The organism is Arthrobacter rhizophilus (assembly GCF_026241105.1).
GTDB lineage: Bacteria > Actinomycetota > Actinomycetes > Actinomycetales > Micrococcaceae > Arthrobacter.
The window spans coordinates 20,234-44,154 of sequence record NZ_JAPFFT010000028.1; the positions used below are offsets into that span (position 1 = coordinate 20,234).

Below are 23,921 nucleotides of genomic sequence, written 5' to 3' on the forward strand. Positions count from 1 at the left end.
CCCCACTCAGCCTTTTTAAGCGTCCTTCTGTGTACGCCCCCGGGCAGCTGGAACGGAGCCGTGACTAAGATGGCTTTCATGAAGAGCCTGCCCACTCGCCGCACAGCACTGTCCGCAACCCTTGCCGCCGTCGCGCTGGCGCTGTCCGCTTGCGGCGGCGGATCATCGCCGTCGTCGACATCGGGCGGAGACACCTCGCTGTCCGCCATCAAGTCCAAGGGCGAGATCGTCATTGCCACTGAGGGCACGTACCGGCCCTTCAGCTTCCACGAGAACGGAGCCGGTTCGCTCACGGGCTTCGACGTCGAAATCGCACAGGCCGTGGCCGGCAATCTCGGAGTCAAGGCGACCTTCCAGGAAACCCAGTTCGACGGCATCTTCGCCGGCCTTGATTCCAAGCGTTTCGACACCATTGCGAACCAGATCTCCATCAACCCCGAGCGCACGGCCAAGTACGATTTCTCGGCGCCATACACGGTCTCCAACGGAGTGGTGGTGACCAAGTCGGACAACACGTCCATCAACAGCTTCGCCGACCTCAAAGGCAAAACCACTGCCCAGTCGCTCACCAGCAATTTCTACAAGATGGCAGTTGACGCTGGCGCCAACGTCCAGGCCGTCGAAGGCTGGGCGCAGGCCGCAACCCTGGTCCGCCAGAGCCGCGTCGATGCAACCGTCAACGACAAACTGACCTACCTCGACTACGCCAAGACCACTCCGGACTCCGGCTTGAGGATCGCAGCGGAAACAACGGACAAGACGCAAAGCGCCTTGGTCTTCCGCAAGGGATCCACCGAGCTTAAGGCCGCGGTGGACAAAGCCATGACGGATCTTCAAGCAGACGGCACCTTGGCAAAGATCTCCCAGAAGTACTTCGGCGCAGACGTTACCAAGTAGCCGGCAGCCAAACAGATGACCTTCAACTGGGATCTCGTCTGGAGTTCCTTCGGGCCAATCATCGGCGGTGCCGTCACGGGCACCATCCCCCTGACCTTGGCGTCGTTCGCCCTGGGCCTGGCGCTGGCACTGCTCGTTGCCCTCTTGCGCTTGAGCCCAAACCGGGCGCTCTCCGGCGTCGCACGCTTCTACGTCTCCGTGATCCGCGGAACTCCCCTGCTGGTGCAGCTGTTCGTGATCTTCTATGGCCTCCCCAGCCTCGGCGTGAAGCTGGAGCCGTGGCCCAGCGCCATCATCGCATTTTCCCTCAATGTGGGTGGCTACGCGGCGGAGGTTATCCGCGCCGCAATCCTGTCCGTGCCCAAGGGCCAATGGGAAGCCGGGCACACCATTGGCATGTCCCGGCCTCAAACGCTCGTGCGGATCATCCTCCCGCAAGCGGCCAGGGTTTCAGTGCCCCCACTGTCCAACACGTTCATTTCCCTCGTGAAGGACACCTCGTTGGCTTCCCTCATCCTGGTCACCGAACTCTTCCGCAATGCCCAGCAGATCGCCGCGTTCAGTCAGGAATTCATGATCCTGTATCTTGAATCAGCCTCGGTCTACTGGCTCATTTGCCTTGTCCTCTCCACGGGCCAGTCGGCCCTGGAGCGCAGATTGGACCGCTATGTCGCCCACTGACACCAGCAACACCTCGCAAGCAGGCCCAGGGCTGGTTCTGTCCGCCAGGGACCTCGCCAAAGCCTTCGGCAGCAACGTGGTGCTGCGCGGCATCGACATCGATGTCCTGCGCGGCCAGGTGGTAGCGCTGATCGGGCCTTCCGGTTCGGGCAAGACCACTGTTTTACGTTCGCTCAACGGCCTCGAAGTGCCCGACGCCGGGACTGTCACCTTCGGGGACGCCGACGCCGGGACCGTCCGCGGATCCGGCGCGGGACTGACCCTCGACTTCGCCGGCCCCGTGGGTCAACGCGAAATCGCTGCCCTCCGTGACCGCAGTGCCATGGTGTTCCAGCATTACAACCTGTTCCCGCACATGACGGTGCTCAAGAACATCATCGAGGGACCGGTCCAAGTCCAGAAACGGCCACGGGCGGAAGTGGTGGCCGAGGCCGAGCGCCTCCTGGCCCGGGTAGGGCTCGAGGACAAACGCGACGCCTACCCCTTCGAACTGTCGGGCGGCCAGCAACAGCGGGTGGGAATCGTTCGCGCCCTCGCCCTCAAACCCCAGTTGCTGCTCTTCGACGAGCCTACCTCCGCCCTGGACCCGGAACTGGTGGGTGAGGTGCTCGGTGTCATCAAGGAACTCGCCGACGAAGGGTGGACCATGGTGATCGTGACCCACGAGCTCGCCTTCGCCCGCCAAGTTGCCGACGAAGTCATCTTCATGGACGGCGGCGTCGTAGTGGAGCGTGGGCCGGCCGCGGAGGTCTTGAGGGAGCCGCGGGAGGAACGTACCAAGCAATTCGTCAAGCGCCTGCAACACGACGTCTGAGGCTGGGCGCGCAAAAGCTCAGCGGCTGAAGCGCAAGGTCACCAGCTGGAACGGACGCAGCGTCAGTTCGGCCGCACCGGCTCCGGGCTTCACGCCGGGAGCCTCGACGGGGCGCTCCAGGAGGTCCACGACGCGCACCTCCCTGGAATCGAAGTTGGCCGTGATCATGCCTGTGGAACGTTCTCCCAGCGATTCGTAGAGCCGCACGATCACGTCTCCTGAGCCATCCTCAGCCAGCTTCACGGCCTCGATCACCAGCGCTTGGTTGAACACCGTGAAGAGGGGTTCCACAGGCTTCGCGCCCGCCAGCAGCCTCGGCTTGAGATTGGTCCGGTATCCCTCTTCCACGGCATCACCAATGCCGGCGCCGGGCCGGATGCTCAGCTCCAGGACGTGGACACCGAGATCGGATTGAGGGTCCGGGAACTTGGGTGCCCGCAGCAGGGACAAGCGGACGTTGGTGGTGGTTCCGCCGTCGTCGCGGATGGCCCGGGTGACGTCGTGCCCGTAGCTTGACGAGTTAGTGATGGCCACCCCGTAACCCGGCTCTGCCACGTGGATCCAGCGGTGGGCGCAGAACTCGAACTTGGCCGCTTCCCAGGATGTGTTGGTGTGGGTGGGCCTGAAGACGTGCCCAAACTGGGTCTCCGAGGCCGAGCGGTCCGCACGGACGTCCAACGGGAACCCGATCTTCAGGAGCTTCTCGCGTTCCTGCCAATCCACAGTCGTCGATATTCCGAGGGACTCCGCGCCCGCCTCGAGGGAAATCCGCTGGGTGATGGTGGAGGAGCCCACCGTCCGCTCAACGACGACGACGGCGTCCCAGCCGGCGCGCTCCAGCGTCACCGAACGCGCCTCGCCAATTGAGACGACGTTCCGGCGGTAGAACTCGTCGATATCCCACGCGTCCCACTCGTTGGGCGTATCCCGGTGGAGTTCAAGGTGGTTGCCGAACTGACCGGGGGCAATGGCCTCCCGGCCGCTTGCGTAGTCCGAAAGGGACGTCAGCAATCCGTTGGCGTCCAGCACGGCGCGGATGATGCCATTGTCCAAAACGTAGCCGCCGGCCCGTTCAGTAACGTTGACGGGGCTGTCGGAGTGAACTGCCTCGGCGGCCGCGAGCGGGGGCACGCCGTTGCGCTCATGCGGGGCTGCGTTGAGCAGGAACACAGTGTCCCCCTTACCCAGCAGGGCAACGGCTGCGTTCGCGATAGTGGCTTCCAGTTCCCTTGCGATCGAGGCGTAGTTCCGCTCGGCGTCCTGGTGGACCCACGCGATCGAACTGCCCGGCAGGATGTCATGGAACTGTTGCAAGAGCACAAGCCGCCACAAACGCTTAAGGTCCGCCGCCGGGTAGGTGAACGAACCCGCCGTCCGCACGGCCGCCGTCGAGCACCAAAGCTCGGCCTCGCGCAGGAGGTGCTCCGAACGGCGGTTGCCCTGCTTGGTGTTGGCCTGGCTCGTGTAGGTGCCCCTGTGCAGTTCCAGGTACATCTCCCCCACCCAGACCGGCAGATTCCGGTACTCGGCTTCGGCCTGCGTGAAGAACTCCTTCGCCGATCCCATGCGCACCTTCGGCGAGCCTTCCAGATCTGCCGTGCGGTGGGCTGCGGCGACCATTTCGCGCGTGGGTCCGCCACCGCCGTCGCCATAGCCGAAGGGGACCAGGGAAATGGTGCCCCGGCCATGCTCCCGGTAGTTGCGCTGGGCGTGTGCGAGTTCGCGTCCGTGGAGTTCAGCGTTGTAAGTGTCCACGGGCGGGAAGTGGGTGAATAGCCGCGTGCCGTCGATGCCCTCCCAGTTGAAGGTGTGGTGCGGCATCTTGTTGACCTGGTTCCAGGAGATCTTCTGGGTCAGGAACCAGCGGGAGCCAGCAGACTTGACGATCTGCGGCAGCGCCCCGGAATACCCGAAGGAGTCCGGCAGCCAGGCTTCCTGGCAGTCGATACCGAACTCCTGCAGGAAGAAGCTCTTGCCCTCGACGAATTGGCGGGCCATGGCCTCGCCGCCGGGCATGTTGGTGTCCGATTCCACCCACATGCCGCCAACTGGTATGAATTGCCCTGCCTTCACCTTCTCCCGGATCCGGATGAACAGCTCAGGGTAGAACTCCTTGATCCAGGCCAGTTGCTGCGCCGAGGAGCAGGAAAAGACGAAGTCAGGGTTCTCATCCATGAGGGCGACGACGTTTGAGAAGGTGCGGGCGCACTTGCGGATGGTTTCGCGGACCGGCCAAAGCCAGGCCGAGTCGATGTGGGCGTGGCCCGTGGCCAACAGTTCATGGGCTGAGGCATAGGCAGGCCTGCTCAAGACCTCGGCGAGGGCTTCCCTGCCGGCGGCAGCGGTACCCGCGACATCGTCAGGATCCATGACGTCCAGCATGCGTTCAAAGGCGCGAAGGATTTCATGGCGCCGGGGCAGTTCGAAGGGTAGCTCGTGCATGAGCCCGCTGAGCGTCCAAATATCCTGGTGGAGCTCCCAGACCACCTCGTTGAGTTCGGCTATGGCTATGCGCCCGAGCCGATAGCGGGGCTCGTCTCCGGAGGTGGCTATGTCCCCCAAAGGTGTTGCCGAAAAGCTCCATCCCTGGCTGAGATCAGGATTGGCCGCGGCTTCGACGTAGAAGTCCACCGAGAGCCCGCCACCCAGGAGCTTAAGCGGGACATGCTGGTTGCGGGGAGAAATGGCCTTGATGATGGTGCCGTCCGGGCGCCAGGCAATGCCTTCGCACTGGAATCCGGGGGCGTCAATACTGAATCCGAGATCGACGACGATCTCCACCGTGGTGCCATCGGCGACTCCCCAACCCTCCGGAACCTCACCTTGGAGCCGCAGCCACTTGGTGCTCCAAGCTTTGCCCCACGGAGCACCATGTTCCTGGGGTTCAAAGACTTGATGGAGCGCTTCCGAAGCGGGGACCGGCTCTCCCGGCACATCCCAACTGCTGAGGGTCAGGGGCAGCGCGCGGCCATAGATGGCGGGAGCGATCCGCTCCCGGATAAAACGTTCGAGCCGCTTCTCAGTGATCCGGCGGTCGTCGTGCAATTCAAGTCCCCTTTAGCGCTGGGCTGGGTCGAGAGGCTTCCGTACCGTTACAAGGAACCTAAGCGAGCAAGGTTACAAGCAGGTGGAAACAACGATTCCATTCGATGGATAAAATCTACGTTGTTCCGGAACAATAACCAAGTGATTGACGGCTATCCCTACAAGTCCCTAGAAGTTTGACGGAACGCGCACCCGCCCGCTGCCCGCATAAACGTTCAGGCTGGTCCCCCGGCTGAATCCCACCAGGGTCAGTCCGGTCTCCTGGGCCAGTTCCGCGGCGAGGCTGGAGGGTGCGCTGACGGCAGCCAGAACCGGGATTCCGGCAAGCGCAGCTTTCTGAACCAGCTCGAAGGACGCCCTCCCCGAAACTTGAAGGATAGTGCCGCTCAGGGGCAACAAACCCTCACGCAGTGCCCAGCCCACCACCTTGTCAACAGCGTTATGCCTGCCCACGTCTTCCCGCAGGCACAGTAGCTCAGCCTCGCCGTCGTCGTTGATCCTAAAGAGGCCAGCGGCGTGTACTCCCCCGGTCTTGTCAAAAACCGCTTGCGCTTCGCGGAGACGGTCCGGCAACGCAGCGAGAACCTCCACCGGCACGCTCAGGGAGTCGTCCGCCGGGCTGAAGTGTGAGGATTTGCGCACAGCCTCAATGGAGTCTGTGCCACAAATCCCGCACGAGCTGGACGTGTAGACATTGCGGCCGGTCTCAGGAAGGACGACGTCGGGCCGCAACTGGGCTTCCACCACGTTGAAGGTCTGGACGCCGTTCTCGTCCTCGCCGGCGCAAAAGCGCAGCGAGATGAGCTGAGCAGCGTCCCAGATGATGCCCTCGGAAACCAGGAAACCCGCCACGAGGTCAAAGTCGTCGCCAGGGGTCCTCATGGTCACGGAGAAGGACATATGCCCAAGGCGCACCTCCAGCGGTTCCTCGACGGCCAGGAAGTCCTCGCGGTAACGGACCGGGTGCTCCAACGCCTGGGCTGAGCCATCCAGCACGAACTTGTGCACCTTGCGGCGCTGGGTCACCCGTCCCATCTCAGATACCCGCCGTCCCGGCGGCAGCTTCCCCGTGCTTGGCCGTTTCCCCATGCTTGACGAACCGCACCGTCATGGCCTTATAGCCTGGCGTGTTGGATTCACGCGCCACGAGTTCCCGGTGCACCAAGGCGTTGGCCTCCGGGAAGTACGCGGCCGCGCAACCCTTGGCTGTGGGGTAGGCGACCAGCCGGAACTTGTCCGCCCGGCGTTCCGTTCCACCGAAGATGGAGATGACGTCCACCATGTCCCTGTCTTCGAAGCCGAGTTCGCTGAGGTCTTCCTCGTGGACCAGGATGACCCTGCGGCCCTCGGAAATACCGCGGTAGCGGTCATCGAGCCCGTAGAACGTGGTGTTGTACTGGTCGTGGCTACGGACGGTTTGCAGGATCAGGTGGCCGGCCGGGGCTTCAAGGTACTCCAGCGGGCTTACGGAGAAGCGCGCCTTGCCGATATCCGTGGCGAACGTGCGGGTGTCACGCGGTGGATTGGGAAGCACAAAGCCGTTCTTGGTGCGGACGCGCGCGTTGAAGTCTTCGAAACCGGGGATGACCCTGGAGATGTGATCCCGGATGACGTCGTAGTCCTCGGCCATCTCCCGCCAGTCCACCGCATGATCATCGCCGAGGACTGCTTGCGCCATGCGTGCGACGATGACGGGTTCGCTGAGCAAGTGTTCCGAGACCGGAGCCAAGCGGCCCTGGGTGGAGTGGATGACGGACATGGAGTCTTCCACGGAGAGGATCTGGCGTCCGCCGGGGTGCTTGTCGTCCGTGTCCGTTCGGCCCAGGGTAGGCAGGATCAGGGAGGTCTTACCGTGCACCACGTGGGCACGGTTGGGCTTGGTGGAGATGTGAACCGTCAGCCCGGCCCTCTTGAGCCCTTCCTCCAGCACGACCGTGTCCGAGCCGGCCGCGGCGAAGTTCCCGCCCATGGACACGAACACATCCACGTTGCCCTGCTCCAGGGCGTGTTGGGTCTCCACGGAGTCGTAGCCGTGTGCCCTGGGCATCGTGAATCCGAACTCCTTGTCGAGGGCTGCAAGGAAGCCCTCGGAAGGCTTCTCCCAGATGCCCATGGTGCGGTCGCCCTGCACGTTGGAGTGGCCGCGGACGGGGCAAGCGCCGGCTCCGCGCTTGCCGAAGTTTCCCTGCAGGAGGAGCAGGTTGATGATTTCCCGCAAAGTGTCCACGGAGTGGGGTTGCTGGGTCAGGCCCAGCGCCCAGCAAATGATGGTGCCCTTCGAAGCGGCCAGCATGCCCGCCACTTTGGTGATTTCGATGCGGCTCAGGCCTGTGGCGCGTTCCGTCTCGACCCAATCAAGCGTGGCCCGGGCTTCCGCGTAGGCCTCGAAGCCATCGGTCTGTGCCTCGATGAAGGCACGATCGACCACGGTTCCCGGCTGCCGCTCCTCTTCCTCCAGCAAGAGGTGGCCCAGAGCCTGGAACAAGGCGAGGTCGCCGCCGACCTTGATCTGCAGGAATTCATCGGCGATGTCCGTGCCGCCGCCCACCACGCCGTTGAGCGACTGGGGATCCTTGAAGTTCAGGAGTCCGGCTTCCGGCAAAGGATTGACTGCCACGACCTTGCCACCGTTGTTCTTGCAGTCACGCAGGGCGGAGAGCATGCGCGGGTGGTTAGTGCCCGGGTTCTGGCCCACAACCAGTACCAGTTGCGCCTCGTGGATGTCTTCCAGCGAGACGGTTCCCTTGCCGATGCCGATGGTCGGGTTGAGGGCGCTGCCGGAGGACTCGTGGCACATGTTCGAGCAGTCGGGCAGGTTGTTAGTCCCTAGGCTCCGCGCGAAGAGCTGGTACATGAAGGCTGTCTCGTTGGCCGTGCGGCCCGAGGTGTAGAAAACGCAGCGGTCCGGCGTCGTGGCATTGACGTGCTCGCCGATCAGGGCGAAAGCATCTGTCCAACTGATCGGAGAATAGTGTGTTTCGCCGGGGCGGATGACAACTGGCTCGGCGATGCGCCCCTGGCTGCCCAGCCAGTATTCGGTCTTGTCCTCAAGCTCGGCAAGGGAATGCTTGGCCCAGAACGCAGCATCGACCACGCGGGTGGTGCTCTCCTCGGCGATGGCCTTGGCCCCGTTTTCGCAGAACTCGGCGGGGCTGCGTTTTCCGGTAATGGACTCCGGCCAGGCGCACCCGGGACAGTCGAAACCGTCCCGCTGGTTGACGCGGAGCATTGACTTGACGGTCCGGCTCACACCGGCTTGGGCCCAACCTCGTTCCAAAGCCACGGTGACTGCCTTGACACCGGCGGCGGAGCGCTTGGGCGGGTGGATCTGGAGGTCATCTTCATTGATGTCCTGCTCGGGAGCATGCCTGTTCATGTCCCCATCATTGCAAGGCCTGTCCCTCTAATCCACCTGTGTCCATCCGGGACCGGAAGTTCTCAGCCAGTCAGGGCGCTCCAGTCCACCGGCCCTGACGAAACTTTGCGGGCGGGTCTGGCGGGAGGTTTCTTGGTTTTGTCCTGTGAAGGCTTTGGTTGGGGAAGCGGCGGTCCCCAAGGAAGGGGGAAAGCAGGCACAGGTTCCCCGAGTTGGACGCCGTGTGGCGGGACCACCATGACTCCGTCCGCACTGGCGAGGCCGCGCATCATCCCCGGCCCCGCGTGTTGGGCCGGCGAGGCCAATCCGTACACGAACCTGAAGGGAAGCAAGCGGGTGCGCCCGGGGTCGGCGTCGAGCATTGCACCGCAAGGCACTTCCCCCACCTCGGGCAGCTTGCCGTGACCCAGTCCCGCGAGCAGCGGTGCGCCGATCGTGAAAAGAACCATCATGGCCGCGAGCGGGTTGCCGGGCAGCCCCAGGACAAAGCGCCCGTCCGGCAACTCAGCCAGGACGCCAGGGTGTCCCGGCCGCATCGCAATGCCATCAATCAACAAGCGACCGCCGAGTTCCGCAACTGCCCGCCGGAAGTGGTCCGTTCCCGAACGGCCCGTTCCCCCGGTGGTGATAACGACGTCGGCCGGTGGCGTGTCCGGTGACAACTCGCCTTCCTCAAGGCCCGCGAGCCATTCCTCGTAGGAGTCGCCCACTTTGATCTGATCGCCGCGGATGCCGCCGAGGAGTTCGACGACGGCGCCAAGCTGCGGCCCGAAGGTATCCCTCACCCTCCCAGGGGCAGGGACACCAGCGGTCACCACTTCGGAGCCGGTCAGGAGCAGTTTCACATGGGGTTTGCCCAGGACGTCCAGTTCATCCCGGCCGGCAAGCGCGGCCAGGGCGAGGTGGGCGGGGTTCAAGACGACGCCGGACCTGATCAGCAGCTCGCCTGCCCCGGCTTCTTCTCCGGCGTTACGGATATGTTGCCCGTTGCGCGGTTCGCCAGGCTTCGCGTTTCCGCCGAGCGCGAGGACCGGCAGGCCATCTTCGTCGGTAGTCAGGACACCGCTTTCGCTACGGAGCACGGCCTTGGCCCCCGGCGGTACCAGGCCACCCGTGACAATAGGGCTCGCCTGATGCGGGGCCAGCCGATGGCCCGGCTCGGCCAGGATCCATGGACCGCTGCCGTTGACGGCCCAGCCATCCATCGCCGAGGACGCATAGTGCGGCAGGTCCTGCAGGGCGAGGACGTCCGACGCCAACGTCCGGCCGACGGCATCCTTGAGGGCAACGGGTGCGGCGGGAATGGGCGTGGCACAGTCGAAGGCAAGCTGCCGGGCTTCCGCCCACAGGTGGTCGGCGTGCGGGACATGCTCAACGTTCGGTGCCGGTTCGGTCACGGCGGAAGGGTGCTGGTTCTCGGCGCCCAGGTCCTCGGCGCCCTGATTCTCGGCGCCCTGTTCAGGGGCATCTGTCATCCGGCGTCGGTTCCGGGGTTCGTGTAGTCGTTGGCGAGCGTGCGTGCGAGGCCCATAGCGGCGTCCATCGACGCCGTTTCGGTCGCTTGTCCCGAACCCGCTGCAAGTCCGGCCGCGAAGCCGGCAATAAAGGTGGTCAAGGGAGCCGCCGGCCGAACTACGGAATGGGCTGCAACGCCCGCCAAGGACAGGATCTCGTTGATGTCGATCTCGACGCCTTCAATCTCATATGCTTGCAGCAGGCTCTTGCACCATTCCTCGAGCGTTTCTTCTTGGCTCTTCACGATCCGCCTCCAAAGTCCGGTACAGCTTTTGTCACGGCAGGTCGCCGTCCACTCCAAGCGCCGCGGCATCGTCCCAGGTATCCACGTCATCGGTGGAGCCAGCGGGAACAGGTACGGCCAGCAGATCAAGCCTAGCAAGCAGGCGGAACACCGCGGCGTTGGCGAGGCCACCCTGTTCTGCAGCGGCGTGCACTTCCCGTTGCAAAGCGGAGAACCGGTAGATTCCAAGCAATGGCTGTTTCCGGCCATCGGCGGATACGACCATGGCCCCTTCCGCTTCCCCGTGTCCGGCAAGTTCCCGGATGAGAACCGGAACGGCTGCGCCCGCGAGGGGCATATCGCACGCCAAGACGAGCACCCACGGTGCGGATGTTTCCTTTGCGGAAAGACCCTGGCGGGCATGCTTCTCGAGCGCAAGAAGTCCGGCTTCGATCGCCGCTGCCGGTCCAGCGAACGGGGGGTCCTCGCGGGCGGTCATGGTGCCGTCCGGCAACGTCCCGGGATCCGGCCCGACGACGACGACCCGCCCGGCCCCGTACGCGGCCGCGAGGGCGCGCTCGAGGAGCGTGGTGCCGTCGTACGTCAGCTGGGCTTTGGGCACGCCACCGAGGCGGGAGGACTTGCCACCCGCCAAGATCACTGCATCAAAGTCCACCAGCCCAGATTACCGGGGGCGGGCTCAGTCCGGTTAGGCCGCCGATTCGGGCAGGAGGAAGGGATCCCACGCGGGCGCAGGTTTCTCAAGCTCCTTGATCTGCCAGATAGTCCCGGTGGGCGCCGCCGGAGTGAACCTCAGTTTCCAGCCCATTTCGGCAGGTGTGTGGTCACTCTTGGCGTTGTTGCAGCGTAGGCACGCCGCCACCAGGTTTTCCCAGGAATCCGCGCCGCCCCTGGATTTGGGGTGGACGTGGTCAATTGTGTGGGCTGCTTTCCCGCAATAGGCGCAACGGTGACCGTCGCGGCGCAAGACGCCGCGGCGTGTAACCGCCGTGATCGCGTTGTACCTCGGCCGGATGTAGCGATTGAGCAGAATCACGGATGGACGTCCGAGAATCTCCTGTGGCCCGACGACAGGCTCGTCGCCTTCGGCCACTACGCTCGCTTTTCCGGTGAGCACAAGGACCAGCGCCCGGCGGAAGGTTACTACCGCCAGCGGTTCATATCCAGCATTCAGAACGAGTGTGCGCATGCACGTACCTCTTCACGGCCGCACCCGTCAGGGGCGCGAGGGCCGGCTGCCCTCTGCATGTACGGGCTGTGGATCGACATCACAAGAGTAAACACGCGGAGGCCAGATCAACGAATCCGCGGGTGGGTTCCGGCACTGTGTCGGGCAAAGTTCATGTACCGGACATGTGGCGGGAACCTTCAACATGCTGGTTAAAACAGAGCATCCCCGCGGGCGGACCAGCGGGGATGTTCTTGTGAAACTGTCTAGCAGAAGCTATTTAGCCACCAACGTGGATGTAGACCGGACCGGAGCCGATGTTCACGCTGTACAAAGCAGTGGTGCCACCGTTCCAGCCACCGTGGACGGCCATGCCGTTACCGACGTAAACAGCGATGTGGGCCTTGCCCATGCCGCCGTTCTGGTAGTAAACGAGGTCACCCGGCTGTGCTTCAGCAGCACTGACCGTGCGGCCGAGGGACATGTAGTCTGCCGGCCAACCGTGGAAGTTGATGCCAACAGCGGCCAGGGAGTTCGAAACCAGGGCGGTGCAGTCCTGGGCAACGCCAAGCTGCGCGTAAGCTGCGGCCGCAATTGCTGCGCCCTTGCCGCTGGCAACCTTCGTGGCGGGGGATACAGCGGCGGAAACAGAAAGCGTTCCAGCGCCCGTAGCAGCACCTGTTGCGGCCTTGGGAGCGGCAACAGCTTCCTGGACGGCAACCGGAGCTTCGACAACCGGAGCAGCTTCGGTGGAAACAGCCGGACGTTCGTATTTGATGGCGACGGAGGAGTCGGCCGCAATACTGGCTTGGGCGATGGACTGGACTTCCAGGGTGGAGGTCGCAGTGGACTCGCGGGGGACGTTGGTTTCGGCAGCGTTAGCCGCGATACCGCTAGTGAGAACCAGACCGGACGCAGCGGCGATAACTGCTGCCTGACGGCCTACACCACCGGCGTTGCTGCCGACAGTCTTAGCGATGACGGCAAGCGAGTTGGTCTTGGTGACCGCGGCGCGGTGGCGCGCAAGAGTAGTGCGTGAAGACACGTTAAGAGGCCTCTCCCTATGCCCGCGAGGTAAGCTGTCGGATTCGGATGGGAGTCATCCGGCCGCAATGCTTCCCATGGGAAACAAATGCGACTTAACCCCAAGGCCATCGGTGAAGATGACCAGAAGTGGGTCCCCCGCCTCTGCCAGACGATGTTTTGCGAACGGAACCTCAGGCAGTGGCAGAGCTAGGCAATCCACCCGAGTGCATCAACTCTCTAAAAGTTGATGCGAGTTAGACGCTACAGGAGTTTTGGCTGAATGTCACATTCAGGTCACGGAGCGTGACAAGCATGCGAGAGACGTCCATCGGATTGGCTACAGCCAGCCCAGGGGATCAACGACGTCGCCGTTTACCATGACTTCAAAATGGAGGTGGCAGCCGGTGGAGGCGCCAGTGGTGCCGCTCAAAGCGATGACGTCGCCGCGGTTGACCGTTTGGCCCACCTGGACGTTGAACGAGGACAAGTGGTTGTACGTGGTTTCCAGGCCGTTGCCGTGGTCCACCACAATGCGGTTTCCACCGCCATACGGGTGCCAGCCCGCGAACGTGACCTTGCCGGCCGCAGCCGCATGTACCTGGGTGCCGCACTGGGCCACGAAGTCCTGGCCACGGTGGAACTCCCCCAGGCCTCCCGTAATGGGGTTCACGCGGTAGCCGAACGGCGAGGCCGTGGCGAGGGTGTCCAGCGGAGCCCCCAGCGTGCCCTTCGAGGACGACGTCTTGATGCTGCCGACGGACTGCGCGCTCAGGAGTTGCTTGAGTTTGCTATCAGGATCCGCCGTAGTGGAAACGGCAGAGCGGCTGAAGTCGATGGTGGCATTGGCCGCAGCGGGAATCTCGGCCTGAGTCCCCGCCGAAGCGGCCGAAGCCTGGTTCGATTCCGCGGCCGTCAATGCGCCGGTACCCGGCATGGCCACCGTCAGGATGAGGCCCGTGGCGGCGAGGGCCACACCGGCTTTCTGTCCGGCGCCGCTCGCGGCGGCGAAATCAGCCATTTGCCGCAAGGGGCCCTTGCGCCGGCGCACTTCGCGATGCGGATCGCGGGGCCGATCGTGCGCAACGGCTTGCATGGTCCGCAGCTCAGCAGTAGGACCGGACGCGCGTCTGCGGCCCCTGGTGTTCTGCGTAGTCAAAATGTTCCTCTCTGGCAAGCCTGCGAAGTTAGCTGTCGGATTCGGGTCAGAGAGTGCATGGACCCGGTCCGCGTGGAGGGCGCGAAGCACAGAGACCCGGAAAGGGCCCTGCGCTTTTTGCACTTCCACTGCGGACTTCACCCCAAGGCTGCCTTTCGACCGCCGCTGGTGGTTCCCCCGCTTCTGCCAGTGAATGGACTAATCCACCTGATCCGCTGGCAGAACTCGGCTTCGGATCAGGTAACGCTTTGGTATCGGCGCCAGTACTAAACTATAGGGGATTAAACCCCCGCGGTAATAATTCCGTTATCTTTGCCGATCGGTTTGCCGAAAGGGCTAGGAGACGGTGACAAACACGTGCGACGCCACCTCAGGCGGCAGCTCCAAGGCACCGTCGATATTGGGCACCCGAACGGAGATGTACTCCCCCACACGCTCCAGGGAAACCCTGGCTCCGGGGCGGATTCCGCCCTCGTCCAGCTGCACCAACAGCTCCGGTTCCACCTGGATCGGTTCAGCCAACCGGCTGACAATGACCCGGTTGTCCGGTGAGTATTCGTTCATCGCTTCAAGAAGGTTGACCACGCCGTCCGTAAAGGCGTGAGACGCAACTCCCCCCAGGGCTTCGAGTCCTGGAATGGGGTTGCCGTAGGGAGATTCCGTGGGGTGGTCCAGGAGCTCATAGAGCCGCCGCTCCACGCGCTCGCTCATAACGTGTTCCCAGCGGCATGCTTCGTCGTGGACATAGGCCCAGTCCAGTCCGATGACATCTGCCAGGAGCCGCTCGGCGAGACGGTGCTTGCGCATGACCTCGGTGGCACGTTTCCGGCCGGTTTCGGTCAACTCAAGGTGCCTGTCGTTGGAAACAATGACCAGGCCGTCGCGTTCCATTCGCCCGATCGTCTGGGAAACGGTGGGACCGGAGTGCCGCAAGCGCTCGGCGATGCGCGCGCGAAGAGCCACGATGTTCTCTTCTTCAAGCTCCAAAATGGTCCGAAGATACATCTCAGTGGTATCGATCAGATCCGTCATCCAGCTCAGCTCCTCGAGCGCAGTATCTTGCGTATTTTCCACCGTACCGCAGCCGACTCAGTGGTCGACCAAGTGGTCTGCCCGCCGGCCGTCCTGGGCCGGGCGCCAGCTCCTAGCCTAGCTTATTTGGAATTACTCCGGATAATTTTCGCGCCCACCCCGGTCCCGCGCCCGTCCCCGCACGTGTCCCGCGCCCGTGTCCCGCGCCCAGCGGAACAGATGCTTTCCACGTGGCGGACTATGAAGCGTTCAGTTCTGTCCCCGGATGCCGAGTCAGGCAGAATTGGAGAGTCGAAGGGGCAGCGATGCCACCTGCCACGACCCATCTAGGCCGCTACTTCACCATTGGAGCATCCCGTGAGCGACAACAGCATCACTATCCCCGCCGATTTGCTGCCCAAGGACGGCCGCTTCGGCGCCGGGCCCTCCAAGGTCCGCCCGGAGCAGATCGAGGCACTGTCTGCCGCGTCGGCAACGATCCTCGGCACTTCCCACCGGCAGGCACCAGTCAAGAACCTGGTGGGCTCCGTCCGCGAGGGACTCAGCCAGTTCTTCCGTGCACCCGAGGGTTACGAGGTGATTCTCGGCGTCGGAGGCTCCACCGCATTCTGGGACGTCGCCAGCTTCGGCCTGGTAGAGAAGAAGGCACAGCACCTCTCCTTTGGTGAGTTCGGTTCCAAGTTCGCCTCGGCTACCAACAAAGCACCCTTCCTGGAAGCTTCCTCGATCATCAAGTCCGAGCCCGGCACGCGCCCGGTTTCCCAGGCCGAGGCAGGCGTGGACGTTTACGCCTGGCCGCAGAACGAAACGTCCACCGGCGTAGCGGCCCCCGTGAAGCGGGTAGCCGGTGTAGACGACGGTGCACTGGTCCTGGTGGATGCGACCTCGGCTGCCGGTGGCCTGGACGTGGACGTCGCCGAGGCCGATGTCTACTACTTCGCACCGCAAAAGAACTTTGCCTCCGACGGCGGACTGTGGCTTGGCCTCTTCTCCCCCGCCGCTCTTGAGCGCGCCGCCAGGATCAAGGCAAGCGGCCGCTGGATTCCAGATTTCCTGGATCTGCAGACGGCCATCGACAACTCGAAGCTCAACCAGACCTACAACACGCCGTCCCTGTCCACCTTGGTGACGCTTGACGCCCAGGTCCAGTGGCTCAACAAGAACGGCGGCCTGGACTTCGCTTCCGCGCGCACGGCGGACTCCGCCGGCCGCATCTACACGTGGGCCGAAGCTTCCGAACACGCCACCCCGTTCGTGGCAAAGCCTGAAGACCGCTCCAACGTCATTGCCACGATCGATTTTGATGATTCGATCGACGCCGCGGCCATCGCCAAGGTGCTGCGTGCCAATGGGATCGTGGACACGGAGCCGTACCGCAAGCTAGGCCGCAACCAGCTTCGCATCGCTACCTTCGTTGCCATCGAACCGGACGACGTTTCGGCGCTGCTCGCCAGCATCGACTTCGTGGTGGGCGAACTGAAGAAGTAAGAGCCCACCGCGTTACCGCGGTCAGGATTGGTCGGCGTCGTTCGGGTGAAGATCCCGGGCGGCGCCAGCCTTTTTAACAGCACCGTCAGCATTAACACCGTCCTCCATGGCAGGGCTGGTGCCTTGCGACTCGATGCGGAAGAACCGCAGCCCTCGGGCGCTGCTGTCGAAGCGAAGCCGCAACTGACGCGCGCGGATGATCCAGATGATACCGACGACGGCGGTGCTGGCGCCGGCGGCCGCTGCCACCCCGACGGCCCAACGGGGTCCGGCTACGTTGGACATCCAGCCGACGAAGGGCGCCCCGATGGGCGTTCCTCCCATGAAAATGGCCATGTACAGCGCCATGACCCTGCCGCGCATGACGGGTTCGGTAGTGGACTGTACATAGCCGTTGGCGCTAGTGATCATGGTCAAGGCGAACAGGCCGCACGGAATCAGCGCCAAGCCAAACATGGTGTAGTTCGGCGCCATGGCGGCGAATCCGCTCGCGATGCCGAACCCGCCGGAGGCGGCGAAGATGAGCCGCATGCGTGGCCTCCCCCGCCGGGCGGCCAGCAACGCTCCCGCCACTGAGCCGATTGCCATGACCGAGTTGAGGAGCCCGAACGCACCTGCGTCCATGCCGAATTCCGTGCCAACCATCGCAGCGATGAAGAGGACGAAGTTCAGGCCGAACGTGCCCATGATGAAAATCGCGACGAGGACCACCATGATGTCAGGGCGGTTGCGGACGTAGCGGAGCCCTTCGCGAATGCGGCCCTTGCCCGTGGCTGCCCGGGGCTGGACGCGCAGGGAGGAGGAAGGGATGGCCCGGATCGCGCCGAGCATCGCCACGAAGGTCAGCGTATTGATCATGAAAACCCAGCCCGGCCCCACGGCCACCGTCAACATGCCTGCCACGGCAGGGCCGATCATGCGGGCAACGTTGAACGAGGCACTGTTCAACGCCACGGCGTTGGAGAGGTAGTCGTCCTTGACGAGTTCCGAAACGAACGTCTGGCGAACAGGGGCGTCAAGTGCCGAGACGATGCCGAGCAACAGCGCAAACACGTAGACATGCCACAGCTGTGCAGCGCCGCTCAGCACGAGGATTCCCAACCCGGTGCTTAGGACCGCCATGGCCGATTGCGTCATGACCAGGAGCCTGCGCCTGCTGTAGCGGTCGGCAAGCAGTCCGGCCCACGGTGCCAGGAACAGCTGCGGACCAAGTTGGAGCGCCAAGGTAATGCCCATGGCACCGGCGTCGTGGTTGCTCAGATGGGCAAAGACCAGCCAGTCCTGCGCGGTTCGCTGCATCCAGGTGCCGATGTTGGAAACAAGGGCGCCAAGGAACCAAATGCGGTAGTTAAGGACACCCAGCGATTTGAAGGTGGACATCAGGTTCCACCTTCAAAGAGTTCATTCGCTGGGTCCGACAAAGGCTAGTCGGCCTCGACTTCGTCGTCGGCTTCAGACTCGTCGTCCTCTTCGGCGTCGTCCTCTTCATCGGGGGCGTCGTCGTAGTCGGAAGGCGCGCCGTCGTCGTCGGGGGCGTCCTCGTCAACGGAACTGTCCGCCGTCGAGGTGTCTTCCTCTGCCTGGTCGTCGGGGACCGCCTCGTCCTCTGGACGGACACGCTTTGCCCACGGCACCCATTCAGGGGCGAGGATGGAGTCCTCGGACGGCAGCAGGCCGAGTTCGCTGACCGTGACCACTTTGGAGCGCGAGTTGCGGGTCACGACGGCGTACCACTGCCAGCCGCCGTAACCGGCCAGTCGCGATTCGAAAAGGTGCGTGACGACGCGTTCGCCTTCGGAGCGTGCCGCGATATGCGGTCCGATTTCATTCGGCTTGGCAATAGTCTCCACCGCATTGCGGGCGACGTCGACGGCGGCCGCCAGGAAGGCGTCCGGCTTGCCGACGCGCCACATGGGAATGCCGGTGCGAGGTTTCGCCGTGGTCGGCTTCCGCCCAGCAGCGGCATCAGCCGTTCCTGCTGTTGCAGGGGCGGCACCGGTACCGTTCTCTTCAGTACTGGCTTCAGCGGATTCCGATGTCATGGCTGCTTAGGCTTCCAGCTCGTCGGCAACCTTGCGCAGTGCAGCCGCGATGGCCTTGCCTTTGGCGCCTTCAGGGTACTTACCGGCGGACAACGTCCCCGAAAGGTTGTCCAAGACGGACACAAGATCCTGGACCACGGGCGCGAGCTCACGGGCATTCATGCGCTTGGCCTTGGCAATGGAAGGCAGCTTGTCCAACACGCGGAGGCCCAGTGCCTGGGCGCCACGGCGACCGTCGGCAACGCCGAACTCGACCCGGGTACCTGCTTTGAGATCCGTTACACCCTCGGGCAGGGCGGATTTGGGCAGAAATACTTCCTGGCCATCCTCTGCTGCGAGGAATCCGAAGCCTTTGTCCTTGTCATACCACTTGACCTTGCCGGTGGGCACGTAATCAACCTTCTTCGTTCTTGCTTGGGAGACACAGCCGGCGCGTCACCGCATCCGCAGGATACTGCGGGAATAGGGGTAACTGCCTGGTCCATGTTGGTCTATTGCTTCAAGGTTATCCTGCCCAGCCGCGGATTCGCGCTTTGAGACCACGCGGAGCAGGTCCCGTCGCCTTTTGTTCCTGCGCAGGGCCGCAACAGCGCATGTGGCGCGGGACTGTTAGCGTTGCATACATGATTCCCCACGGCTACCGCCGCCCGCTCGTGATCGTCGCCGCCGTCGTCGCCGTGCTGTCCTTGGTGGCCGTTGGCGCCGTCATGGCTACCGCTTTTGCACGGGGTGTGGCGCCGATTTGGGTGACCTCCACCGCCCTCTATGGGCTGCCGCTGGCCTTCATTTTGATGGCCGCGTTGGTGGTGGACTCCGTCTGGGCACGGCGTCGCCAATGAGCCGCCAGAAAGCCCGACGGCGGCCCCGGCTGGCGGTAACGTTGAACTGATGTCCCTTATTCGCGCGCTCAGCAAGGAACTGGAAGCGCGCAGCGATGAATCGCTGCGGGCCCTGTTTGCCGCGCGGCCGGACCTCATTTCCCCTGCCGCCCCGGACTTCGCTGCTCTCGCTGCGAGGGCGAGCGCACGGGTCAGTGTGCAACGGGCCCTCGAACGGCTCAACAAACCGGAAATGCAGGTACTGGAGACGCTCCATCTCTGCACCAACGCAGACACTGGCCACAGCGTCTCTGCGGCGGGTTTGAAAAAGTGCATCAACGGCTCCACACTTGCCGCGCTCGAGCCGATCTTGAACAAGCTCCAGGAGCTGGCACTCATCCACAGGGCCGATCCGCCGGCCACGGTGCACAATCCTGGTCGCCAGCGCTTCTACTTGCCGGTGGGCAGCCTCAAGGACGTCATCGGCATCTACCCCGCCGGCCTGGGCCGCAGCTACACCGAACTGGTGCGGCTGCAGCCGGCCTTCGCCCAGCGCGTAGTACAGCTCGTAGCCGAACTTCACAAGAGCGGCGCCGATGTCCTCGCTGCCACCACGCCGATGGACGCAGCGCTGGCCCTGCAGCGATGGACGTCGACCCCGGAGAGTCTGCAGCACATCTTGTCCGAGGCCCCGATACGGACCCGTCCCCTTTTGAACAAGTTTGGCAGCTGGGCCATGGGTGCCGTTCCACAGGCCCAGCGCAAGGCCTCCGTGCTCCATGAGGGCCGCGACGTCGGTCCCGTGGACTGGCTCTTGGCCCGCGGCTTGCTTGTACCCCTGGACGCCGGCCACGTTGAACTGCCCCACAGCGTCGGTTTGTCCCTGCGTGGCGGCGCGATCGTGGACCACTTCACTTTGAAGCCTCCCGTGCCGGAGTTGGGCCAGACAAGTGCCGCCTTGCGCCGGAATGCCGCCATGGGCGCCATTGCCGAAGTACTCCGATTGGTCGGCGAACTCCTGTACGCGGTCCGGGAGCAGCCTGTGGTTACCCTGCGCAGCGGCGGGGTGGGTGTGCGGGAGCTCAAACGCCTGGCCGATAGCCTCCGATTGGGACTGTCCGAGACTGCGCTGATCCTTGAGCTCAGCGCCCTGTCCGGATTGCTGCGCCTCGATGTGGACAGTTCCACGTGGGTCCAGCCACCCACGGTGGAGTGGCTCACGCTCCCCCGGCAGGAACAGTGGCTCTGGCTGGTCAACGCCTGGCTGGCCAGCGAGCGCGCCCCGTCACTCGTCGGGCAGAACCTCCCCGGTCCTGCCGCGACGGCATCGCGAACCGGTTTTGCCGGAACTTCCATCAACGCTTTGTCTGCCGAGGCCCAACGCCCTGACGCCCCGCTTGTCCGCAAACGGATCTTGGAGATCCTCGACGAGCTCACCCGCGAAGTCGAAGCACTGGACGGCAAGGCCCCCGTGCTCAACGCCGAGGCTGTCATGGAGCGCGCTGAGTGGACCCAACCCCGGATGTCACGGCGGTTCAGTTCCCTCATCCGCGGCATATTGCACGAAGCGGAAATCCTGGGGCTCATGGGTTCCGGCGCCCTCACCCAGCTGGGCTCCGCCATCGCCACCGAACAGCCGGATCTTGCCCTGCGCATCCTCGGCGAACACCTGCCCGCTGCGGTCAACCACGTCCTGCTCCAGGCAGACCTGACGGCCGTGGCCCCGGGGTACTTGGCACCTGAACTGAGCGAAAAACTGCTTCTGATAGCCGAGGCCGAAGGCCAAGGGCCGGCCACCATCTTCCGTTTCTCCGGAGATTCAATCAGACGCGCGCTGGACGCCGGCCAGGACGCAGAGGCCATCCTCGCTTTCTTGCGCACCCACTCCGCCACTGACGTCCCACAGCCGCTCCAGTACCTGATCAAGGACATCGCCTCGCGGCACGGCCGGCTACGCGTCGCCACCAGCGCCAGTTTCATCCAAAGCGACGACGAGGCCGCCATTGCCGAACTCCTTCACGAGCCCGGGACGGCGAGCCTGGGCCTGGTCCGGATCGCCCCCACGGTGCTGACCTCCGCGGTGAGCCCGCGGGAGACCGCGAGGGTGCTGCGCGAGCTGGGACTTTCGCCTGCGGTGCAGGAGGCCGAGCCCGCCGTCGTGCGTTATAAGAGGGCGACGGCGGTGGCCGGCGGCGCCCGCCCCGTTTATACGGCGCCCCGCACCGCCCCGCCGGACGACGACGTCGACGCCCAACTGGCGGTCCTGAGGCATCATCGAGGGGTCTCGGGTGACATGACCGGCGAGGCGGCAACGCAACTGGGGCTCGAAACCCTCCAGAGGGCCATCCGGCTGAAGCAAGCGGTCACCATGAACGTTGTTGACGGCTTGGGGAATTCCAACACCGAGACCGTTGTTCCCGTATCAGTGTCCGGCGGGCGGGTCCGGGTGTTCGACGCGGCCAGGGACACCGAAAGAGTCTTGTCCATCCACCGCATTATCGATGTGGAACCTGCGGGCGATCCGCGCAAGTGAGGAAGCAATAGTGAGCGACGGTCCGCTGATCGTACAGAGCGACAAAACCATCCTGCTGGAAGTCGACCACGAGCTCGCCACCGAGGCACGGCATGCGATTGCGGCGTTCGCCGAGCTGGAGCGCGCCCCCGAACACGTCCATAGCTACCGGCTCACTCCTTTGGGTTTGTGGAATGCCCGCGCCGCGGGGCTCGACGCCGAAAAGGTTCTCGACACGCTCCTGCGCTACTCCCGTTTCCCGGTGCCGCACTCGTTGCTGATCGACATCGAAGAGACGATGTCGCGTTACGGCCGGTTGCGCCTGGAAAAGGACCCACAGCACGGATTGGTCATGCGGACCACCGACTATCCCGTGCTTGAGGAAGTCATCCGGGCGAAGAAGATCTCACCGCTGCTGGGGCCGAGGATCGACGGCGAAACGGTGGTGGTGCATTCCTCCCAGCGCGGGCAGCTCAAGCAATTGTTGCTCAAGCTCGGATGGCCGGCCGAGGACCTCGCGGGCTATGTAGACGGCACTCCGCACCTGATCACCTTGAACGAGGACGGCTGGCACCTGCGGCCCTACCAAAAGCTTGCCACGGAGAACTTCTGGGCGGGCGGCAGCGGCGTCGTCGTCCTGCCTTGCGGTGCGGGGAAGACGCTAGTGGGCGCGGCCGCCATGGCCACCAGCTCCACCACCACCCTGATCCTGGTCACCAACACCGTCGCGGCCCGGCAATGGAAGGACGAGCTTCTCAAGCGGACGTCCTTGACGGAGCAGGAAATCGGCGAGTATTCGGGCGCGGTCAAGGAAGTCCGGCCCGTCACGATCGCCACCTACCAGGTCCTGACCACAAAGCGCGGGGGCCTCTACCCGCACCTGGAACTCGTGGACGGGCACGACTGGGGGCTCATCATTTACGACGAGGTCCACCTTTTGCCGGCGCCGATCTTCCGGATGACGGCGGACCTGCAAGCCCGGCGGCGGCTCGGACTGACGGCGACCTTGGTGCGGGAGGACGGGCGGGAGGGCGAGGTTTTCAGCCTGATCGGCCCCAAGCGCTACGACGCACCGTGGAAGGACATTGAGGCCCAGGGCTACATAGCGCCGGCGGACTGCGTGGAAGTCCGGGTGGACCTGCCCAGGGACGAACGGGTGGCCTACGCCATGGCGGAAGATGCGGACAAGTACCGATTGTGCGCTACGTCGGAGACCAAGACCCACCTGGTGGAGCAGTTGGTGGCGCAGCACCAAGGCGAGCAGCTGCTGGTGATAGGCCAGTACATCGATCAGTTGGATGAGATCGGCGCGCGCTTGGACGCTCCCGTGATCAAAGGCGACACAACCGTCAAGGTGCGGCAGAAGCTGTTCAACGCCTTCCGTGCCGGTGAAATCAAAACCCTCGTGGTCTCCAAGGTAGCCAACTTCTCGATCGACCTGCCGGAGGCCTCCGTGGCGATCCAGGTATCGGGATCCTTCGGTTCCCGGCAAGAAGAGGCACAGCGGCTGGGCCGATTGCTTCGCCCCAAGCAGGACGGCCGTGCGGCGCGCTTCTACTCGTTGGTGGCCAGGGACACCCTCGACCAGGACTTCGCGGCCAAACGGCAGCGCTTCCTCGCCGAGCAGGGCTACGCGTACCGGATCATGGACGCGAAGGACGTACCCACGGGGTAGTGGCTGGTCACCTCAGGGTCTAGGCAACCAGCTGTTGTGCGCGCTCTTGTTGCTGCGCTGGTTTCAGCGCGACGACGTCGACGACGGCCCAAGACTCTTCGTCGTTGAGCTGCGCGTTCGCGAAGCGTTCGGCGGCAGCCCGATCACTGAATTCCTCGTGCCCGATGCGTCCTGAGTGCGGGTCCAGAAAGCTGACATGGAACTCGATGTTCTGAGGCTGCGGAGCTTGTTCGTTCTTCATGTCTAGTTTCTTTTCCATGGCTCCAGTGTGAAACGGGGCTCCGACAATTTAGGACTGTGCCAGCGGCGTGTTGGGTTTTGGCTGGCCGCGTTGGCTCGGGCCATGTTTGTTTAGGCCGAAGTTACGTCCGTCGTGACGTGCGAGATCCCCGCCGTGGCGGGGATCTCGCTGTTTTCGGGTCGGGTTGTTCT

At 64.0% G+C, this 23,921-nt stretch carries 21 protein-coding genes and 2 riboswitches; of the genes, 7 read left to right on the top strand and 14 right to left on the bottom strand.

The window, feature by feature from the left end:
- Positions 1–78 precede the first annotated feature (78 nt).
- Genes OOZ51_RS18520 through OOZ51_RS18530 form a run of 3 tightly spaced genes read left to right on the top strand, consistent with a single transcriptional unit; the run spans position 79 to position 2,392 of the window.
- Positions 79–897, top strand: coding sequence for an amino acid ABC transporter substrate-binding protein (locus OOZ51_RS18520; RefSeq protein ID WP_265981257.1), 819 nt, complete (start codon positions 79–81; stop codon positions 895–897).
- A gap of 15 nt (positions 898–912) precedes the next feature.
- A complete protein-coding gene (locus OOZ51_RS18525) occupies positions 913–1,578 on the top strand; it encodes an amino acid ABC transporter permease (RefSeq protein ID WP_265981238.1) in 666 nt (221 codons plus the stop codon).
- Positions 1,565–2,392, top strand: a complete 828-nt coding sequence (locus OOZ51_RS18530) for an amino acid ABC transporter ATP-binding protein (RefSeq protein ID WP_265981239.1) — start codon at positions 1,565–1,567, stop codon at positions 2,390–2,392. The genes OOZ51_RS18525 and OOZ51_RS18530 overlap by 14 nt, the downstream gene beginning before the upstream one ends.
- A gap of 18 nt (positions 2,393–2,410) precedes the next feature.
- Here the strand turns inward: OOZ51_RS18530 and OOZ51_RS18535 are convergent, their stop codons facing one another.
- The 10 genes from OOZ51_RS18535 to OOZ51_RS18580 all read right to left on the bottom strand — a co-directional run bounded on the left by OOZ51_RS18535 (position 2,411) and on the right by OOZ51_RS18580 (position 14,954).
- Complete coding sequence (locus OOZ51_RS18535) at positions 2,411–5,437, bottom strand: alpha-mannosidase (RefSeq protein WP_265981240.1); 3,027 nt, start codon at positions 5,435–5,437, stop codon at positions 2,411–2,413.
- A gap of 168 nt (positions 5,438–5,605) precedes the next feature.
- The gene (gene fdhD / locus OOZ51_RS18540; protein ID WP_265981241.1) at positions 5,606–6,472 is read right to left on the bottom strand and encodes a formate dehydrogenase accessory sulfurtransferase FdhD; all 867 of its coding nucleotides are present in this window, start codon (positions 6,470–6,472) and stop codon (positions 5,606–5,608) included.
- A 1-nt stretch (position 6,473) separates the two neighbouring features.
- Positions 6,474–8,813 carry an FdhF/YdeP family oxidoreductase gene (locus OOZ51_RS18545; RefSeq protein ID WP_265981242.1) on the bottom strand — a complete coding sequence of 780 codons (2,340 nt, stop codon included), beginning with the start codon at positions 8,811–8,813 and terminating at the stop codon, positions 6,474–6,476.
- 62 nt (positions 8,814–8,875) lie between these two features.
- Positions 8,876–10,288, bottom strand: a complete 1,413-nt coding sequence (locus OOZ51_RS18550) for a molybdopterin molybdotransferase MoeA (protein ID WP_265981243.1) — start codon at positions 10,286–10,288, stop codon at positions 8,876–8,878.
- Positions 10,285–10,572 (bottom strand): DUF6457 domain-containing protein, encoded by a 288-nt coding sequence (locus OOZ51_RS18555; protein WP_265981244.1) that lies wholly within the window; start codon positions 10,570–10,572, stop codon positions 10,285–10,287. The genes OOZ51_RS18550 and OOZ51_RS18555 overlap by 4 nt, the downstream gene beginning before the upstream one ends.
- A gap of 31 nt (positions 10,573–10,603) precedes the next feature.
- Positions 10,604–11,227 carry a molybdenum cofactor guanylyltransferase gene (gene mobA / locus OOZ51_RS18560; protein WP_265981245.1) on the bottom strand — a complete coding sequence of 208 codons (624 nt, stop codon included), beginning with the start codon at positions 11,225–11,227 and terminating at the stop codon, positions 10,604–10,606.
- Between the two features lie 33 nt (positions 11,228–11,260).
- The gene (locus OOZ51_RS18565) at positions 11,261–11,761 is read right to left on the bottom strand and encodes an HNH endonuclease (RefSeq protein WP_265981246.1); all 501 of its coding nucleotides are present in this window, start codon (positions 11,759–11,761) and stop codon (positions 11,261–11,263) included.
- A gap of 259 nt (positions 11,762–12,020) precedes the next feature.
- Positions 12,021–12,785, bottom strand: a complete 765-nt coding sequence (locus OOZ51_RS18570) for an NlpC/P60 family protein (protein ID WP_265981247.1) — start codon at positions 12,783–12,785, stop codon at positions 12,021–12,023.
- Between the two features lie 5 nt (positions 12,786–12,790).
- A riboswitch (cyclic di-AMP (ydaO/yuaA leader) is annotated at positions 12,791–12,958 on the bottom strand.
- Between the two features lie 145 nt (positions 12,959–13,103).
- Positions 13,104–13,922: a M23 family metallopeptidase gene (locus tag OOZ51_RS18575; RefSeq protein ID WP_265981248.1), complete on the bottom strand. Its 819-nt coding sequence runs from the start codon at positions 13,920–13,922 to the stop codon at positions 13,104–13,106.
- 2 nt (positions 13,923–13,924) lie between these two features.
- Positions 13,925–14,132: riboswitch (cyclic di-AMP (ydaO/yuaA leader) on the bottom strand.
- A 126-nt stretch (positions 14,133–14,258) separates the two neighbouring features.
- Entirely contained in the window at positions 14,259–14,954 is a 696-nt protein-coding gene (locus tag OOZ51_RS18580; protein WP_265981249.1) for an iron-dependent transcriptional repressor DtxR, read from the bottom strand.
- A gap of 357 nt (positions 14,955–15,311) precedes the next feature.
- Here OOZ51_RS18580 and serC point away from each other — a divergent pair, with 357 nt between their 5' ends.
- A complete protein-coding gene (serC, locus tag OOZ51_RS18585; RefSeq protein WP_265981250.1) occupies positions 15,312–16,442 on the top strand; it encodes a phosphoserine transaminase in 1,131 nt (376 codons plus the stop codon).
- 21 nt (positions 16,443–16,463) lie between these two features.
- Here serC and OOZ51_RS18590 read toward each other — a convergent pair whose 3' ends face one another.
- From OOZ51_RS18590 to OOZ51_RS18600, 3 genes are read right to left on the bottom strand one after another with little or no spacing between them, the layout of a single operon-like run.
- Positions 16,464–17,822: an MFS transporter gene (locus OOZ51_RS18590; RefSeq protein WP_265981251.1), complete on the bottom strand. Its 1,359-nt coding sequence runs from the start codon at positions 17,820–17,822 to the stop codon at positions 16,464–16,466.
- A gap of 44 nt (positions 17,823–17,866) precedes the next feature.
- Complete coding sequence (locus OOZ51_RS18595; protein ID WP_265981252.1) at positions 17,867–18,484, bottom strand: DUF3027 domain-containing protein; 618 nt, start codon at positions 18,482–18,484, stop codon at positions 17,867–17,869.
- Between the two features lie 6 nt (positions 18,485–18,490).
- Positions 18,491–18,874 carry a cold-shock protein gene (locus OOZ51_RS18600; RefSeq protein ID WP_028266166.1) on the bottom strand — a complete coding sequence of 128 codons (384 nt, stop codon included), beginning with the start codon at positions 18,872–18,874 and terminating at the stop codon, positions 18,491–18,493.
- A 233-nt stretch (positions 18,875–19,107) separates the two neighbouring features.
- Between OOZ51_RS18600 and OOZ51_RS18605 the strand changes: the two genes are divergently transcribed.
- From OOZ51_RS18605 to OOZ51_RS18615, 3 genes are read left to right on the top strand one after another with little or no spacing between them, the layout of a single operon-like run.
- Positions 19,108–19,323 carry a hypothetical protein gene (locus OOZ51_RS18605; RefSeq protein WP_265981253.1) on the top strand — a complete coding sequence of 72 codons (216 nt, stop codon included), beginning with the start codon at positions 19,108–19,110 and terminating at the stop codon, positions 19,321–19,323.
- 49 nt (positions 19,324–19,372) lie between these two features.
- On the top strand, positions 19,373–21,835 hold the full coding sequence (locus OOZ51_RS18610) for a helicase-associated domain-containing protein (RefSeq protein ID WP_265981254.1): 2,463 nt from the start codon (positions 19,373–19,375) through the stop codon (positions 21,833–21,835).
- A 10-nt stretch (positions 21,836–21,845) separates the two neighbouring features.
- Entirely contained in the window at positions 21,846–23,489 is a 1,644-nt protein-coding gene (locus tag OOZ51_RS18615; protein ID WP_265981255.1) for a DNA repair helicase XPB, read from the top strand.
- Between the two features lie 19 nt (positions 23,490–23,508).
- Here the strand turns inward: OOZ51_RS18615 and OOZ51_RS18620 are convergent, their stop codons facing one another.
- Positions 23,509–23,730: a hypothetical protein gene (locus tag OOZ51_RS18620; RefSeq protein ID WP_265981256.1), complete on the bottom strand. Its 222-nt coding sequence runs from the start codon at positions 23,728–23,730 to the stop codon at positions 23,509–23,511.
- Positions 23,731–23,921 lie beyond the last annotated feature (191 nt).